Below are 17,981 nucleotides of genomic sequence, written 5' to 3'. Positions count from 1 at the left end.
CGGAGTTCATTATGCACGATCTGTATTACAAAGGCCGTATTCACACCAGAGAAAATCATGTAAAAACAGGTTATAACACTAAACGAACCGTTAAACTTGGCACTGAAAAAAACCCATTAACGCTAACAGTTACTAGCGAAGAGAGAAAATTAGCCGTCGCAACCTTAGTTGCCGATAATCAGCTATTTGCCGAGATCACGCTAGATAGTGCCAATGATGAAAATATCGATGAGCTTAATGCTGTATTAAACAAGCCTGTTACCACGACGTTCGAAAAAACGCCAAACCGTAATGATCCTTGTTCATGTGGCAGTAACAAAAAGTATAAAAAGTGTTGTGGCTAGTAATATGTCAAGCTTGCACTGTTTAACATTACTCAAGTTTTAAGCATCACTACTATCTTATTGCAAAGAAATAAAATAGTAGTGAGTTAAGTGCAAATAATAGCTACGTGTAAACTCTTACAACTTGTTATAAGCATCATCTACCAATCATTAAGCTAATCAACCATCCCTATGCATCAAAATTATAATGATAGTCAGACAGCAGAAATCATTCAGCAAGCGATAGCAACAGCTGATGGCCATTGCCGAGCTCGTTGGTCATTACTAGAACATCAAAACACTATCGGTTTAATCATATTGACAATAGCACTCTTAGGTATGGTAACTTCTGCATTAGGATATATTTTATGGGGCTTTCCTGCTTGGTTAACGATTATACTTAGCACCTTTTTTGCTGCACTTTCGCACGAACTTGAGCATGATTTAATCCATCGATTATATTTTCGCAAAAATAAAATTGCCTACCACATGATGATGTCACTCGTTTGGTTAATGCGCCCTAACACAGTCAACCCCTGGTATCGCCAGAAAATGCATTTAAACCACCACAAAACATCCGGAACTGAAAATGATTTAGAAGAGCGTATTTTGGGTAACGGCATGAAGTTTGGGTTTTATCGGTTACTTATTTCTCTCGATACTTTTATTTCGATCACGCTTAGAGCAAAAGAATTAAGTCGACTAAAGCAGTTTAATTATTTTGACTTTACTCTGAAGGGGGCTCCACTGGCTTATATTTACTTATTGGCCTTATACAGTTTTTTAATTTTTCATAGTTATCAAGCTGCTGCGCCAGTATTGAGTTTATCGGTAGATTATTCATACAAGCTATTAGCGGTGATTGAGTTTTTAAATATTTTGGCCGTTGTTTGGTTATTACCCAATGCCTTACGCGCACTTTGTCTTCACGGTATCAGCGCTACCTTGCATTACTATGGCGATGTTGATCACTTAAATAAACAATGCCAAGTACTCAATCACTGGGCGTTGTTCCCAATACAGTTATTATGCTGTAATTTCGGTAGCACCCACATCATTCATCATTATTATGTCCGTCAGCCTTTTTATATCAGACAATTGATAGCGAAAGAAGTACATCAGGTCATGCGTGAACAAGGGATCAGATTTAATGATTTTCATAGCCTCGTCCGTGCCAATCGTTTTAGCCTAACAGAAAAACAGAATGCTTGATAAAATTGTAACTGCGGTTTAAGTTTCATATGCTCGTGTGATAATCACGATACTAAAAATATACAGGCCTAGAATCTCTACTAAGCCTTTTATCTGAAACCTTAACTAAAAAATTAATACTGCGAAGCTACATTTGTTTATCAATACGCACAGAGCCATTAGCTAGGTAAATCATGCGAATTTCATCTCTTGCCTGAAATACCATTCGGCGATCTAAATCTTGCACCACCATGTATTCATCGCCATTGTCGACTTTGATCATCAACTCTACTAAATGTAGCGTTTTTTCGCGGTATTGTGGGTTTCTATTATGTGCAATAGAGCCACCAACAAGCGCACCGAGAATAGTGGCAACATCACGACCACTGCCACTGCCAAATTGATTACCAATAGCGCCGCCAATAAGTGCACCGCCAAAAGTTTTCCAACCTTGGTTTTTATCTTGAATCAATTCTTGTTCGGTAATGTTACGTACTGACAACACTTGACCAAATAGCACTTTTTCTACTGGTACGGCTTTATTTCTATCATAGTCAGCTTGGGCAAAAGGTATTAGCGCCAGCCAACACATCAACGATAAGTAAATAGCTTTCATATCGTTCTCCTTATTCATTAATTAGATAACGTCAAACACTGTGAAGCTATCTAAATTCAACTTACTAGATTCAGTTTAATAGGCTTACCAACCGACAGATTCTTTCACTTTAGTTTTACGAATTTCGGTTTCGTCAGCCCATTCAACAAGGCCGCTTTCAAGGTCCATTAAGCGTAAAGTAAATTTATAGTAAACGTCTGATTTATCTTGATTACTTTTTACGATACTCGATAAGTTACCGTACAACATATATTGTGCGCCAATTTGACGGCCAAACTGTAAAGCTTTATTTGGATCAACCATACCCCCTTCATGTTGAAATTTCAGCTGTTCACGTGCCGCCTCTACTCGGCCCATATCAACAAAACGGAACTTGCCTGAGCGTAATAATTTAGTTGAAATAGAGTCGGTAATAGATTCCGTATCAATATGCTCGCTAGTTTTGTTTTTCAGGCGTTCAACGAACATCACTGGGCGTTTATTTTGCGTTAAGGTACCTACTACTGGTGAAAGCAATAATGAGTCAGTCATTTCAGCAGCAACTTTTTGTAAGTCTGTTGAACCAAAGTTAATATCTGTCGTTTCTACTGCCGTGGCATCGCCATAACGTACAACAGATTTATTAGCACAACCAACGGCAAGCGTTAGTGTTAAGCCTAGGGTTGTTATCAGTGCTAGTTTGTTCATAATTCTTTTCCTTAACTATTAATATTCGTATGCTTTTTCAGGGATTTCACGAACATAAACATTAAACGTACTAACATTTATATTAGGTGCTAAACCTCGTAATGTTGTTGACTGTAAACCATGTAAATCTAAAGGCTTCCAGGATGTTTTTCTTGATTCGATAACAAAGCCGTCACTATCAAACCAATTAAAATGATATTGCAATTTTTGCGACTTTTCGTAGCGGCTTATAAGTTCTAAATTTACTTCTAATAAGCCATTATTTTTACGTGACTTTACATCGCTAATATATAAACGTTCTGCAAGTTCATCGTTATGTATTTCAAGGTGTTTATTAAAGTCGTCACCGTGGGTCATTGGGCTTGTTCCCGTGCCTGATGTCACAGGAGGCTTGCTATTCGCACACCCGGTAATAACAAAAGCACTGAGTAGTATCACACTTAAACTACATGCAAATTTTTGACTCGTTGTTTTACTCTTCTTGCTATTCAACATGCTTCCTCCTGGTTTAGTCACTTTACCGCCACAGTTTTGCTGTGTGGATTTCATTGTTTTATAAATTAATGCTCTGATAACCAGTATAGTTACCGATAGCAGAAAAATTGATTAAGGTAATTCTATTTGGCTGCACATTTACTTCAATATTTTGCATTTGCCCATGCACCTGTACTTGCAATAATTGTTTGCCTGTTGGTACATTCATTCGCACAATATCAACTTCATCTGGCAAGGTTGACCAACTACGTGTATCAGCTCTTTCAGAAGCGATGTTATAAATACTTGCTAATATATTGCCAACATCACCAGCTTCACGGCTAAGTTTTTGTCTCATTTGCTCTTTGGCAACAACTCGAACAACTTGTCGGGTTAATAATGACGGTAATTGGTCTTGTAAATCTTTTGCCGCTAACGATTGAATACGCACCAATTCGTTTGACTCGTAGCTTTCACCCGCATTACTTACCGTTAAATTACTGTGTTGTGGCAATGCTCCGCGATAAACAGGCAAAGAGAAACTAAAAAACTTTAAACCTCTATTGCTTCTACCAATGGGTAAATTTAAGCCTACGTCTTGCTTACTATTAACAATGTCTTGCTCGAAAAGTATAACCACCTGCCCTTCACTTTCAGATTTTTCTGATTGATATGAGCCAAAGCGTTGTTCAAATTCGTCTAAGTCATCTTGCATACCTAGCTTTGTTGCTAATCGTAAAACATCCTGCTGTAAGTAATGATTCTCCGGATATATTTCTATTGCTCGTTTGTAGTCGATGTATGCATCATTTAGCTCGCCGCTTGCTTCATATAAAATGCCTGAAAGGTAAAAAGTAAAAGCATTTTGGAAACCATTTTTCACCTCTCCAATGCTTTCAGCCATGCTAGGATAAGTACCATCCAAACTACCAGAGCTCATACCTGAATTAGCCAACTCACTTTCAGCTTTGTAAATTTCGTCTTGATAAGCTTTCAAGGCATTTTCTTGTACCAGGTTTGCTCGGCGAATTTCGACTAATGCGCCTTCAAAGTCATGTTGAAATAAGTAATTTAGCGCTTGGTAACTATGTAACATACCTTGCTCGTAGTAAGGCACTTGATAAGAAATAGCATTGTCGTTGCTAACTACTGCTCCAAGTTTTTCTATGCCTTTACTAATTTGTATTTTTGCTTTATTTCGTTGCTGCTCTATTAACACATAAGCTTGAGCAAAGTTTTTTTGGCTGGCCTGAAAGTCAGACGCTAAAAACTGTAAACGTGCTCGTTCAAGTAAACTAAGTACATAACTGCCGTTACTTGCCGAGCGTTGCCCCAAAATGCTTTGCGCCTTAACAAACTCACCTTGTCTCTGCGCCGCTTTTACTGGCTTCATTTGACTAGTGTAGCCTTGAAAAATGTCAGCAAATTGTAATGAGGCACAACCAGACAATACAGTAATTAGCACGGTCACCAAGACATTGGTTGAAATGTGTTTGTTCATCTGAATAATACTATTTCCCAAAGGTTCTTTAATACTGTCACTTTTAAACAACAAAACTAAATTAGTCTCCGCTTAAAGCCATAAAGCTAACGACTTAAATCTAAGGTTAAATTAAGCTTATTTGCACGTAAGGGCAATAGATACTTTGTTGAGAAATTGTAAGAAAAGCGTAAGAAATATTATCTGTTGAAGGGGAAAAGCAATCAACTGGTTCTATTTTAAGTCAGAAATAAATGTTAATTGCTACCGTTAGAAAAATACATCTCTAGCGGTTAGCTAAAATGCCGTCGTCAATCCACGCTAATAAATAGTTCAGTGCAACTTGGCTAACGTCTTCTTCGAGGTTTTGCGTGAGTAAATAATCACATAAGCTAGAGAAGTCACTCCCCTTTAGTATCATTTCTAATAATGAAAATTCTACTTGAGAGATTGATCTAAATTGAGTTAAACGCTGCTTATTTCGCCACAACAACCAAGTATTTGCTATTTTAGTTGCAGGTTGTGGTGCCTTTTCTTGCTTTAATGCTTGCCAAGTTTCCACAGTGTTAAAATTAAAGTGACAAATTTGTAAACTAGGATGAAAGCGAAAAACTAACGTTGGCCATTGCTCATGCGGAATTTCTATTAGCAGTTCTCGGGTAAAACGTTCGGTGTCAGCGGCGTCAAATGCCACCATCAGTAAACGTTCAAAGTGTGCTAATTCGCTGATTAATGGATAGCCATTAAATGGTGCATGATTAGCTAGAAACTCAGGTAACGCATCTGCAAAATTACGTAATGAGGTGTTATTGGATGGATAAGCTTTAATGTAACCATCAACCATTTGATCAAACAAGTCATCACCTAGGTAAATACCTAATTGTTCATGATCGTTATCAATAGTTTCTTTTAACCGCATTTGATAAGCGTTTTTATAGATATGTAAACGGGCATCGCGGCTAATACCACCATGCTCTTCAACTTGATGGGTAATGGTTAATTCATCATCAATTAAGTAGTTTATCATTTGTTGCTGTAGCGTGTGTAATGAAAGTTCGCTCACGTTATTTTTCACTCATCTTTTTATTTTTAGTGGCTCAACCACTCACTTACAAGAAACGTACTCGTTATTTTGCTGTTGATAACAAAATTATCTATGAATTAAGTAAGTGAGCCTAAGGTTTTTGTCGCAATCGCTCGCGCAGTATCTACTTCCGCTAATAATTCTGCTAATGGTGGGATGTTGTCATCACGTTCTATCATGGTGCTTATCCAGCCAAAACGTTGCAACGCTTTTTGATAAAGCAGCCAAACAGGATCCGCAACAGGGTGATCATGGGTATCAATAACGTAATCACCATAATCACTATGCCCAGCCAGATGGAACTGTTTCACTTTTTCCTTAGTAATACCATTAAGGTAATCTTCAGCATTGAAATCATGATTACGAGCACTGACATAAATATTATTGATATCTAATAATATTTCACAGCCTGAGCGGCGAGCAACTTCATTGAAAAACTGCCATTCGGTCATTTCAGAGCTTTTGTAAGTCAAATAGCTTGAAACATTCTCAAGTAATATTGGTCGGCCTAGAAACTCTTGCACTTGCTCAATACGCTGACAAACATGTGTTAACGCTTCATCATTATAGGGTAATGGCAGTAAGTCATGACTATTTTTTTCATGGGCGCCTGTCCAACATAAATGATCTGAAATCCATTCTGGTTGTAGCTCATTGGTCAGCACTTTTAACTTACGTAAATAATCAAAATTAATAGGATCAGTTGACCCTATCGACAAAGACACGCCATGCATCACCATAGGGTAATGTTCGCGAATACTATGTAAATAATGTTTAGGTTTACCGCCATCAACCATAAAGTTTTCAGACACAACTTCAAACCAATCAATTGCCGGTTTGTTGTCAATAACATCTTGAAAATGTTCAGTTCTAAGACCTAAGCCAAATCCTAGAAAATGATCAGGCACACAAGCTTTAGAAAAGGAGAGCGAATGCTCTCCTTCCATGTTGCTGGCAGTTTGCTTATTCGCCAACTGTGCCTCCAACATCGTCACAAGTTTGCGCTGAAAGAGCGACAAAGCCATGTCCTTTACATGCAGCTTGACCTTTACAAGCATTTTCAGCCGTTTTACAGTCATTGTGGCCTTTACAAACATTAACACCGTAACAATGTGTTAATTCAGCTGTGTTAACGTCTCCACGCCAATCGTCCTTTACTTTACCACCAATGTCACCACAAGTTTTGGTATCCATAGCAACAAAACCATGACCTTTACAAGCAGCTTGGCCTTTACAGGCATTTTCAGCAGTTTTACAGTCATTGTGACCGTTACATTTATTAACGCCGTAACAATGTGCTAGTTCAGCAGTATTACTACCTGATGCAGCAGTTTTACTAGATGAATCAGCTGAAACAGCTGAACAGCCCATTAAGCCAGCTACAGCAAGTGCAACAGCAGCACCTTGAAATTTAGTTTTAGTGTTGTGGTTCATCATATTCTCCGATTGTTCTATTGAATTATTATCTTTGTAAGTTAGTTGTGTCCGTATCGCTTGTTTATACTACTTCAAGTGATACGTTCTTATGCCTTTGGCAATACTTTTCGTTTAAACCAGTAGTCGAGGCTGACATAGCGTCCACCGCCGATAAAAAATAATGCCAATAACATAATGAAATAAGTCGCAGCAAACTCAATACCATTATTTAAAATAGTAATATTACCGCTGCTAGTTAGCCACTCGTAGTTACCATGCTCTTGTAAAATAGAAATAATAATTTCTTTTTTCTCAACCGATGCCTGTACACGTTCAGTAGAAAACGGGGCATTAGCATCTGCAATCGCTTGCCAACCATATTGTCCATGAACTGAAGTCATCGCTATAATCATCGTAAACATCATAGGAACTGCCATCAAACGTACGCCAAAACCCAATAATAAAGCGATAGCACCAACAACTTCAGCACCAATAGCTAAAATGGCTAAAAGAAATGGGAATGGTAGCCCTAAGCCCCAATCATCATTGCCAAACCACTGCACAATATTGTCAAAACCTTCAATCTTATGTGTTCCCGCCATCCAAAAAATAGGTACTAAATACAAACGCATCAATAACGGTGCAAGAAAATCCAATTTTTTGCTCGAATTTAGTAAGCCGTAGCCTTTTTCCAATATTGTTTTAACCATGTTTATTCCTGTTCTTTTAAAACGTTAAGTTTAACTTTAGCCCAATTTGTCACTAGTCTACTAAATAATATGACAAGACACTCATGGTAACTGCTTAATTTGACCCGACAAGTTATTGAGTAATTTCATCACTTTATTTAGAAATCATCGAAAAATATATCAAAAAAAAATATTTGAAATATAAACCGCTCTTAACAGTTCATAGCAATTCGATAAAAAAACAGATGCAAACATTATGTATAAACGCTCGCAAAAAAAAACTTAGTCAATTGAATTTAAAGAAATAAAAAAACAAGGTGTGAATATCAGGAAATTATATAAATAATAATGGTTCAGGAAAGCTTGATGAAAATACAGTGAAATAATTAAATATTTCTAAATAAATTTAATTAAATTTAATTTAAAAACGTCGAAAATTTCTGCAGTTTATACGTAGATAATCAATTATAAACAGTATTAAGGGTGGGAAGTTTTCTAGAGTGTAAATAAAAAGTAATTAAAATAAGCCGAAAATAATGAAGACTAATCATTAACATCGGCTCATTGCTAATACCTTATGGAGCAGGATTTGTCGTCAGTTACTAAACTTTAACTAAATTATAATGTTTCAATTTCTGCTAGTGCTTGGGTAAATTCAGGTAACTCTAATTCAAAACAATCTGCACTTTCTTGCCAATCAAGTCCAATAATAACTCCATCTTCAAGTAAGTCTTCGACCCAAAACTCCATCCAATCAGCAACACTAATAGCCGCCGGAACATAGTCAGCCCATTCTTCTACACAATGTTTTTTAGCTAAAGCTTCAGTTGACCAAAGGGGCATAACTTCAGTATTTTCAAAGTTAACAGAATCAAGAACAACCCAATCTTCACTACTTTTATCTTGTAATGCCCAAAAAGTTTGTATTTCTTTAATTTGCTTTATAAAAGTACTAAGTACACTTACTGTTGACATAATATCAGGTTACCTTAAAAGTTTTGTCATTATTATACGGGGGGAAATCATATTACTCAACGCAGCTTTAGCCAGCATTAATAAATATTAACAAGCATTTATTTTAATAATTTCTGCTGCTAATTCCATCAACCGACTCAATAACTTATTTCAAATCAAATAAAGGCAATTAACGTTATAAATCAATAACAAGTGCGACATTATGTCGCAGTAAAAAGTTGAACTTTTCGGATATAGTTGCCGCAATTATTATTTGTTACCATAGAGTTTATCCATGTTATTAAAAAAATCTTATTTAAGTGTTTGCTGCTCGATCGCTTTTATCTCTGCTTTTAACGTTAATGCCGAAGAAATAGATAGCCAAACCACCGAACGAATCGAGATCACTGGCTCGCATATCAAACAAGTTGATCTTGAATCTGCTAGCCCAGTTACCGTTATTGATGCCAAACAAATTGCTTTTTCTGGAATTTCTAGCGTAGAAGAATTGTTACAAGAAATGACGGCCGCCGCTGGCCCCGCAGGCAACGCAACCAATGCTTATTGGACCAGCAACGGCTATGCAACCGCACAAATAAATTTACGCGGGCTTGGTATTAAACGTACTTTAGTATTATTAAATGGCCGCCGTATTGTTGCTGGCGGCACTGGTGCAAACGATAGCCCAGATCTGAATATGATCCCTATTAACTTAATCAAACGCGTTGAAGTTTTAAAAGATGGCGCCTCAGCGATATATGGAGCAGACGCTATTGCTGGCGTCGTTAACATTATTACTAAAGACGATTTCTCTGGTGCGCAGTTGACGATAAAAACGGGGGCTAGCGATAAAGGTGATGCGGAAAACCAAGAAGTAAACTTAACTTTAGGTGGTAACTTTGACCGCGGTAACATAGTAGTGAATGCCAACTATGTTAACACTGGCAATGCGCTACAGTCAGAACGTAACTCTTGCCCATTAACAGAAGTTGACGGCAAGCTCGAGTGCTTCTATTCAGGTTCAACGATTGGTGGCCGCGCAACACTTTCTGACGGAAGTGAAGTACAATTTAATCAAAACCCGATGGCTGACGGTAATAGCTATTCAACTTATAATAATAGCGAACACGGTTATAATTGGTTCGAGTCATTAAACTCATATAGCCCGATGAAACGCTTTAACATTGCAACTTTGCTGAACTACGAAGTAAACGAAGATGTGCAATTAAGTACCGAACTTATTTATGCAAATCGTCGCTCTAGCCAAATTGTTACTCCACGTGGCTTTGCAAAAGTGAACGTTGCCAGTGATTTTATTTACAACCCAACAGGCCAAGATTTAACCTTAAAAAATCGTCGTAATGTTGAAGTTAACAATCCTGAATTCTTTCAAGAAACCAATACTTTACAAACAAACTTTATGCTTAATGGTGAATTAGCTAACGATTGGCAGTGGCAGCTAAGTTATAGCTATGGCCGAAATACTGGTACTGATGGTTGGAGCTATGACTTTAATGATGCTCGCGTGGCACAGACATTAGACAGTTCAGTATGTAGCACTGAGGTTGATGCAGCGATTCCATGTGGTGACTACTTTGGTATTGGAGAACTTTCTCAAGAAGTGATCGATTATGTCACTTATCGACGAGAGGGTAGTGGCGGTAACGAATTACGCGCTTGGACTGGCCAATTAACCGGAGACCTAATGGAGCTTGATACCGGAACTTTAGCTTTTGCTGCAGGTATCGAGCAACGCGACGAAAAAGGCTGGCGTAAGCCCGACACCGTTGCCCAGCAAAATGGCGATGAGGACGCTATTTCCGGCGCTTATCAAGTAAAAGAAGCTTATATTGAGTTTGCAGTACCGCTTGCACGCAATACTACTTGGGCAGAAAATTTAGCAGCTGACGTTGCATTACGTTATTCAGATTATTCAACATTTGACTCTGATACAACGTTTAAACTCGGCTTAACATGGCGTATTAACGACACGTTCATGCTTAGAGGTGTGCGCTCTTCAGCATTTAGAACACCCACTATTACAGAGTTATTTGGTGGCACAAATACTGAAAACCTTATTACTGTTGACCCCTGTGCGGGCGCTACAGGTGCAATTAAAAACAATTGTGTTGCTGCCGGTGTTCCGGTTAATTTTACACAAGATGGTTCAACGGTTAAAACCAGCGTCGGTGGCAACCCTAGTGTAGCGCCAGAACGAGCAAATACTTTAACATTAGGTGCTGTATGGCAAAGCCCATATGCCGACGATTTAGCCGTTACAGTAGATTATTTTGATATTGAAATAGACAACGCCATTAATTCAGTTGCTGGGTCAAACATGCTACGTTTATGTTATTCAGACCCCGTTGCTTATGCTGAATACTGTAATAATATTGTCCGTGATGAGAATACATATCAAGTGACAGAAATTGAAAAGCGTCCAATGAATGCCGCTAATGAAAAGGTTGCAGGTATTGACGTTAATGTAAAATATAAAACTGAGTATAACAGTTATCAATTAGCACTAAACTGGGACGTAACGCGTTTATTAAACCATGAAAATACCGCTTTTGATGGCGCAGAAACTGAAGTACTTTTAGGTAAAATAACCGCTGACCGCGGCAGTTTTTCTAAATGGAAAAGTAATATCCAAATATCAGTAGCAACGCAAGACTATAAGTTTAACTATAGCATTCGCTATATCGGCAAAGCTGACGATGAAAATGGTGGTGGTCCTATCGGTAGTTCAGTACCGAGTGTCTTCTACCATGACATCCAAGCAAGCTATGCCATGTCCAACGATTTAATATTTTCAGCTGGTATTGATAATATTTTTGACAAACAACCACCATTTTTAACTTCAACGAATGACGCTAATACTGACGTATTTACTTACGATACCATTGGTCGTCGGGGATATGTAAAAGTAAATTACGACTTTTAATGCTGTAACATTAATATGCAGTAGAGCATAAGGCCACTCGTTCTAAAAACATATTAACTAATAAAGCCGCTGGACAATCACCAGTGGCTTTATAGTAATTAAAAACCTTTACTCTAAGCTTTAATTAAATATTTAAGTTTCAATATTTACCGCTTCTATGGCAACTCTAAGAACGTATAAAGGCAAAAGTTAGACAATATAAACACTAAAATTATCCAAATCATCTGTTAAGCTTCAATTACTCTTCGGTTAAGTAATAGAAAACTCGTTTGAAAATTGAAATTGCAAGCAGCATTGCTGATATTAATGAACAGGATTGGCAAAGACTAAACAGAGAGTCATCGGTATTTTCAAGTTATCAATTTTTCAAATGCTTGGAATGCAGTAGTTCAGTTTCTAAAGCTAAAGGCTGGCAACCTCACCACCTGCAATTAAATAGTGATCATAACAACAAAAAGACTAATAAAGTTGACGCTATATTACCGATGTACATCAAATCACATTCCTGGGGTGAATATGTTTTTGACTGGGCATGGGCCGATGCTTATCAACAACACAATGTGCCCTACTACCCTAAATTAGTTGCTACCGCGCCTTTTACCCCCGTAACTAGCGATAAATTATTATCTCAAAACCTTAGGGTTAATGATCTATTTCCCTATTTGAGCGAGCATTGTCAGCAATCAGAGATTAATAGTTGGCATTTATTATATTGCCAAGCTGAAGATCAGCTTGAACAATCACCACAGCACAGTCCTGAAAATGTCTACCAACGTAATACCGTACAATTTCACTGGCTTAATAATGGTTATCGAGACTTTGATGACTTTTTAGCTAGCTTTACCGCCAGAAAAAGAAAAAACACTCGCAAAGAACGCCTTTCTATTGGCCTGCAAGGTATTAACGTTAGACGTATTAAAGGCGCTGATATTAATGAAAAAGAGTTAGCCTTTTTTTACTTAGCCTATCAGCTAACTTATTTGAAGCGTGGTCACACACCGCATTTAACCTTGCAATTTTTTCAAGCCGTCATTAAGCAGCTACCAGATAATATCTTATTAATCGTCGCCAACTGTAATGGAGAAGATGTCGCATGTGCTTGGTTTTTTTATGATAACGACTGCTTGTACGGTCGTTATTGGGGTTGCACGAAGCCCTATAGCAATCTACATTTCGAATTGTGTTACTACCAAGGCATCGAGTTTTGTATTGAAAATAGTCTGAGCTTATTTCACCCTGGTACTCAGGGAGAGCATAAGATTCAACGCGGTTTTGAACCAAAATTAACAACTTCTTATCATTGGATTAAACATGAAGCATTTAGGCCCGCAATTAAAGCCTATTGTTTACAAGAGCAAGAGCAAATGCGTAACTATCTACAGCAATGCCAGAAACAATTGCCTTTTAGGCACAGTCAAAAAGATAGTAAATAAACAAAACAGCCACATTCAAGAGTAATTAACGTATGAACAAACCCTATTCACAGGCCTGCGAGAATAACAAAGCCTTTATTTTGCCGTTCTTAGCAGATAGTTTTACAAATAGTAGAAATTTATTAGAAGTTGGCTCAGGTACTGGCCAACATGCGGTACATTTTGCTGAAAATATGCCGTGGTTATCATGGCAAACCAGTGACGTTATTAACAATCATCAAGGTATACATCAATGGCTGAACGAATATCCATCAGTTAATTTATTTACTCCCATCGAACTCGATTTAAATAATCCTTGGCCAATTACACAAGTTGACGCCATTTACAGCGCAAATACCTTACATATTATTAGTTGGCCTTTAGTACAAGCATTTTTCCAAGGTGTATCGCAACACTTAGCCACTGCGGGGAAATGTTGTATTTATGGACCATTTAATTATCAGGGAAAATTTACTAGCAAAAGCAACGCTAACTTTAATGAGTGGCTAAAAGAGCGCGATAGCGAAAGTGGTATTCGTGATATTGAGGCAATAACAACATTGGCAAAAAACGCTGGATTATCGCTAGACAAAGATCATGAAATGCCTGCTAATAATCGCTTATTAGTGTTTACAAAGCTTAGCTGAAATCAAAGTAACCCGAGCCCGGGGTAAGCAAAATAAAAAGTAGGCTAGTCGAGAAACTCACATACTTTTATGCAATACCACCGGTTGCCTGAAAGTGCAGGATTCCGCATATTCAAGCTGCTTGGGGATTAAGGAAGCTCAGCTCAAGCTAAGAAGTTATTCATCAGCTACTTTTACTGTTATTTCAATAGCTTTAGCCTTGCCTGCAACCCATTTTTGTAGATACACACTGCCTAATACTTCAGCTTTGCCTGGCTCTGAGGCTTCTTTGAATCGAATGCTATTTTTATTTTCTTTTTCAAAAACTAATTTAACGCTAACTTCTGACATAGTATTTTCCTATAACAAAATGAATCCTATGACTTAAGCAAGCTTTAACTGAGCTACTAACCAAGTGGCTATATCACGAACTTGCGTTGGATGAACACTATGCGCCATCGGGTATGTTTGCCATTTAACAGGATAGTTTTTCTTTTTCAACAAACTATTAGCCATTTTACCTGCGCTCAGCGGCACAACTTCATCATTATCGCCATGCTGCTGTAAAATAGCTGTATCACTATTGGCCTCACTCAATTGCTCAGGCAAAGCATCAGCATTAGGTAAATAACAAGATAGCGCCATAATACCAGCAAGCTTTTCCGGATAGCGTAAACCAGTAAACATCCCCACGACTCCACCTTGGCTAAAACCGGCTAAAATGATATTGCAGGCAGGGATACCACTGTCTATTTGCTCTTTTATTAAAGCCTTAACTTTAACTTCCGATTCTAATACGCCGTCCATATCAGCACGGCTATGCAAATCCATACTTTTAATATCATACCACGAACGCATTACATAGCCTTGGTTAATCGTTACAGCCTGTTGAGGAGCATGCGGAAAAACAAAGCGAACAGCGTGATTTTGGGGGAGTTTTAATTCAGGTACAATCGGTGCAAAGCCATCACCTGAGTCACCTAAGCCATGAAGCCAAACAACACATGATGTTGCAGGTACATTAGGTTCAATAGTAATACGATCTAGCGGAGCTGAAGACATGCTTATCTCTTAATATTTGTTACTGTAAAATTGCCGATATAATAACGTTGTTCAAGAAGCTCATACAACAACTTTAATCTATTGTTTTGATGTTATTAATCTTTGTTTATATTTCAGCCCTTCCTATAGCGTAAGATAAGAACACTACTGAAATAACCTTATCAACCAATTAGCCACTAGGTATATTCGATAGAGTAAAATTAAGCTACTCTATCGTGTATGATTTTATCGTTTTTTATAAATCAATTATCATAAATATTATAACCATTAGCTTATTCTCATTAACTTTGCCTAATATGCAAAGTATGTCAGGCAAGGGAGCCTAGGTGCGATTTTTCAAAGTTTTTTTAATTGCTGTTTTACTATCGCTCATTATTCTGACCACCGCTTATATCGCTCGTATAACACTTATAAACAGTGTAGCGACAGAGCAATTAAGTTTAGTTGATATGAAAGTCACCTGCTTAGACTTTAGCCTTGCTAGCAATATGAACATCATGATCGAAAGATTATGTTTAAACAGCCCTAAAGCGGATATTGAAATACTCGAAACCACAGTGCAATGGCAATATTCGTCAACATTTAAAGTAACAGATGTTGATATCAGGCAGGCTCAAATAATAGGCACTGAGCACCTATTTTCCAACCAAAATAATGCTAATCAAAACGACAAGACGAACAAAAACAGTCAAATATCGTCAACATTACAGTCTTATATTAATCAAATTAGTCAATTAAAGTTACCTGTTAATCTCAATGTAACTCAACTTGAATACTTGCCTTTTAATGCAATCAGTAGTTCAAGTACATCTAACCAAGAGCACCAGGTAAGCAGTTACACAGCCAATTTGTCAGCTATAGGCGATATGATTTATTTTTCGTTAAGAAATGCCGATAACATTGAGTTTATTAACGCTAAATTAGACAATAGTAATATCGACAGTAAAAAAATAAAATATGAAGAAGGTTTCGCCATCGATTTAAGCGGCAAGCTAAATTTACTGAAAAAATTCCTCAATACACACCAACTCCCTTTAGCGCCTACGCTACAAAATACCTTAAGCAATAGTGAAATATCGGGTGATATCAATACAGTAATAACATATCAAAATAATAAACTTAGTGTACATAATAGAATTGCTAAACTAGCAATCATTTCAAAAAGTGGCATAAATAATAGTGGGCCATTCAAACTAACTAGTACATTGAATTTCAGGAGTCAATTACAGTTGTCTGCTAACGAAAAGTTAAGCAGCCCTAATATTGAAATAACACTAAGCTTTATAGAAGCAAATACTCTTGCATTGGATTATAGCCAAACCCACCTTATTTCAATGTTAGAAGACCATGAAATATCTCCAACATTAATAGCAATACTTAAAGATAACCCCTTGGGTAACCTCAAGTTGACGCTAGCAGACAGCACAGCGGTTAGCCTAGACAACAAGCAAGTAAGCCTTAGCGGTGTTAAAGTTAAGGCTAGCGGTGATGAACGGGCTCACCTTGTTGAGCTTAACAAGGTGACTTTCTCACTGCCTAGTAGTGACTTAGCGATAGAAAGCTTTATTGTCGATAGCGAAATTAGATTAGCTGATATAGCGTCATTTACCACTGCCCCCGTTTCTGTGCATTTAGAAGGGGGACTACAAAAGAGCGAACAAAAAATAGCGCTTAACTTAACTAAAAACTCCATCATTACTGCGAAAAATATTACTTTGGCAACGAAGAACGCCAAGCAAAAAAATAAGTCCAAAGCTAAGTCGAAAACTAAACCAAAAGCTAAGCAGGAAGTTAACAATAAAAAAGAGTATGTGCAGGCAAGCCTTAGTGCAATCGAAAAATCCAATATGTTAATTAGCCTGAAAACGTTGTCATCAACGCTTGAGGGAAATTTGCAACTGCTAGAGAATAATATACTTAGCATGAATGTAAAAGCACGCAGCCAAGCATCACAAATCAAGGTCCCAAAAACACTACAAATAAAATCATTTGAACTTGTTAGTGAAATTAAAGGTAATCTCGATGACATTAAAATTGATGCCACTGCCAATGCTGACGGCGTTAACCTTGGCACTATTGTCATTTCTGGTCCTGTGCTAGCGCCTAAAGTACAAGTCGCTGCCAAGGGTTTGCAACTAACTAATTTATTGTCATTAAATATACAGCTGCCAACTAAAATTGAACTAGTTGACGGCTTATTGGATTACAGCGTATCCGGCCAAATAACAAACTTTAATGACATTAAAAACACACCACTTAGTACCTCTGTCGCAGTGACATCGCTCAGTGGTGATATTGATGGTATTTGGCTGCAAGAGCTGAATTGGCAACAACATTTCACCTTACTGGCCGGAAAAATAACCACGACACCTAATACAGAAGAAAACTTAACCGTTGAGTTAATTGAAACTGCAACGCCAATTTCAAAGCTTTCCATTAATACTAGTTGGACTTTTAATAAAAGCTTTGCGTTTTCAGCCAGTAAACTTAAAGCAGATGTTTTAGGTGGCAGTTTTTCCATTACAAAATTACAATGGCCTTTTGAGCACGGCCATTCAGTAAACGTTCAGCTTGAAAGTATAGACTTAGAGCAAGTATTAGCATTAGACAAGAAGCAAGGTATTGTTGTTACTGGGGATATTTCAGGACAACTACCCGTTACATTTGATGGTGAAAAATATATTATTGTAGACGGTGAACTACACAATATTAGTAATGGCTTAATTCAGGTCATTAACAACCCTGCGGTAGCCGAGCTAAAAGCGAGTAATAGTCAGCTGCAATTGGCGTTTGATGCACTGCAAAATTTGCACTACCATCAGCTTTCTTCTGAGGTTTCTATGGCGGACGACGGTTATATGCTTTTGGAAACAGTAATAAAAGGTCGCAATCCCGATATCGATAACGATGTTAATCTCAATTTGAATTTAAGTTACGACTTGCTAGGATTACTTGAATCCTTGTCAATAACACAACGTTTTGAAGAAAGTATTATCAAAGGTTTACAAAAAAATAAGGAGTAA

Annotated in this window: 17 protein-coding genes; 6 read left to right on the top strand and 11 right to left on the bottom strand. The window is 37.5% G+C overall.

Annotated features, from left to right (window positions below):
- Window positions 1-11 precede the first annotated feature (11 nt).
- A complete protein-coding gene (locus B7C41_RS14940) occupies window positions 12-344 on the top strand; it encodes a PBPRA1643 family SWIM/SEC-C metal-binding motif protein (RefSeq protein ID WP_085299748.1) in 333 nt (110 codons plus the stop codon).
- Window positions 345-515: 171 nt separating this feature from the next.
- Entirely contained in the window at window positions 516-1,535 is a 1,020-nt protein-coding gene (locus B7C41_RS14935; RefSeq protein ID WP_085299747.1) for a fatty acid desaturase, read from the top strand.
- Between the two features lie 127 nt (window positions 1,536-1,662).
- Here B7C41_RS14935 and B7C41_RS14930 read toward each other — a convergent pair whose 3' ends face one another.
- The 9 genes from B7C41_RS14930 to B7C41_RS14890 form a co-directional block, all read right to left on the bottom strand.
- Entirely contained in the window at window positions 1,663-2,130 is a 468-nt protein-coding gene (locus B7C41_RS14930) for an outer membrane lipoprotein (RefSeq protein ID WP_085299746.1), read from the bottom strand.
- Between the two features lie 84 nt (window positions 2,131-2,214).
- Window positions 2,215-2,817: a penicillin-binding protein activator LpoB gene (lpoB, locus tag B7C41_RS14925; RefSeq protein ID WP_085299745.1), complete on the bottom strand. Its 603-nt coding sequence runs from the start codon at window positions 2,815-2,817 to the stop codon at window positions 2,215-2,217.
- 18 nt (window positions 2,818-2,835) lie between these two features.
- On the bottom strand, window positions 2,836-3,312 hold the full coding sequence (locus tag B7C41_RS14920) for a YcfL family protein (protein ID WP_085299744.1): 477 nt from the start codon (window positions 3,310-3,312) through the stop codon (window positions 2,836-2,838).
- A gap of 58 nt (window positions 3,313-3,370) precedes the next feature.
- Window positions 3,371-4,792 carry a COG3014 family protein gene (locus B7C41_RS14915; RefSeq protein ID WP_211279538.1) on the bottom strand — a complete coding sequence of 474 codons (1,422 nt, stop codon included), beginning with the start codon at window positions 4,790-4,792 and terminating at the stop codon, window positions 3,371-3,373.
- A 265-nt stretch (window positions 4,793-5,057) separates the two neighbouring features.
- Window positions 5,058-5,834: an HvfC/BufC N-terminal domain-containing protein gene (locus B7C41_RS14910; protein WP_143764412.1), complete on the bottom strand. Its 777-nt coding sequence runs from the start codon at window positions 5,832-5,834 to the stop codon at window positions 5,058-5,060.
- Window positions 5,835-5,932: 98 nt separating this feature from the next.
- On the bottom strand, window positions 5,933-6,802 hold the full coding sequence (gene bufB / locus B7C41_RS14905; RefSeq protein ID WP_235839743.1) for an MNIO family bufferin maturase: 870 nt from the start codon (window positions 6,800-6,802) through the stop codon (window positions 5,933-5,935).
- 16 nt (window positions 6,803-6,818) lie between these two features.
- Window positions 6,819-7,289: a BufA2 family periplasmic bufferin-type metallophore gene (gene bufA2, locus B7C41_RS14900; protein WP_085299741.1), complete on the bottom strand. Its 471-nt coding sequence runs from the start codon at window positions 7,287-7,289 to the stop codon at window positions 6,819-6,821.
- An 89-nt stretch (window positions 7,290-7,378) separates the two neighbouring features.
- Window positions 7,379-7,981, bottom strand: coding sequence for an HvfX family Cu-binding RiPP maturation protein (locus B7C41_RS14895; RefSeq protein WP_085299740.1), 603 nt, complete (start codon window positions 7,979-7,981; stop codon window positions 7,379-7,381).
- A 597-nt stretch (window positions 7,982-8,578) separates the two neighbouring features.
- Complete coding sequence (locus B7C41_RS14890; protein WP_085299739.1) at window positions 8,579-8,935, bottom strand: DUF2750 domain-containing protein; 357 nt, start codon at window positions 8,933-8,935, stop codon at window positions 8,579-8,581.
- Window positions 8,936-9,209: 274 nt separating this feature from the next.
- Between B7C41_RS14890 and B7C41_RS14885 the strand changes: the two genes are divergently transcribed.
- The 3 genes from B7C41_RS14885 to B7C41_RS14875 all read left to right on the top strand — a co-directional run bounded on the left by B7C41_RS14885 (window position 9,210) and on the right by B7C41_RS14875 (window position 13,917).
- Entirely contained in the window at window positions 9,210-11,858 is a 2,649-nt protein-coding gene (locus B7C41_RS14885) for a TonB-dependent receptor (protein WP_085299738.1), read from the top strand.
- A gap of 269 nt (window positions 11,859-12,127) precedes the next feature.
- Window positions 12,128-13,291, top strand: coding sequence for a GNAT family N-acetyltransferase (locus B7C41_RS14880; RefSeq protein WP_085299737.1), 1,164 nt, complete (start codon window positions 12,128-12,130; stop codon window positions 13,289-13,291).
- A gap of 32 nt (window positions 13,292-13,323) precedes the next feature.
- Window positions 13,324-13,917, top strand: a complete 594-nt coding sequence (locus B7C41_RS14875) for a DUF938 domain-containing protein (protein ID WP_085299736.1) — start codon at window positions 13,324-13,326, stop codon at window positions 13,915-13,917.
- Between the two features lie 156 nt (window positions 13,918-14,073).
- Here B7C41_RS14875 and B7C41_RS20240 read toward each other — a convergent pair whose 3' ends face one another.
- Both B7C41_RS20240 and B7C41_RS14870 read right to left on the bottom strand, forming a co-directional pair.
- On the bottom strand, window positions 14,074-14,247 hold the full coding sequence (locus B7C41_RS20240) for a hypothetical protein (RefSeq protein ID WP_169712442.1): 174 nt from the start codon (window positions 14,245-14,247) through the stop codon (window positions 14,074-14,076).
- A 33-nt stretch (window positions 14,248-14,280) separates the two neighbouring features.
- Complete coding sequence (locus B7C41_RS14870; RefSeq protein ID WP_085299735.1) at window positions 14,281-14,958, bottom strand: alpha/beta hydrolase; 678 nt, start codon at window positions 14,956-14,958, stop codon at window positions 14,281-14,283.
- Window positions 14,959-15,284: 326 nt separating this feature from the next.
- Between B7C41_RS14870 and B7C41_RS14865 the strand changes: the two genes are divergently transcribed.
- Entirely contained in the window at window positions 15,285-17,981 is a 2,697-nt protein-coding gene (locus B7C41_RS14865; protein ID WP_085299734.1) for an intermembrane phospholipid transport protein YdbH family protein, read from the top strand.

The organism is Cognaticolwellia mytili (assembly GCF_002104475.1).
GTDB lineage: Bacteria > Pseudomonadota > Gammaproteobacteria > Enterobacterales > Alteromonadaceae > Cognaticolwellia > Cognaticolwellia mytili.
This window is presented reverse-complemented; position numbering and strand designations above follow the sequence as displayed.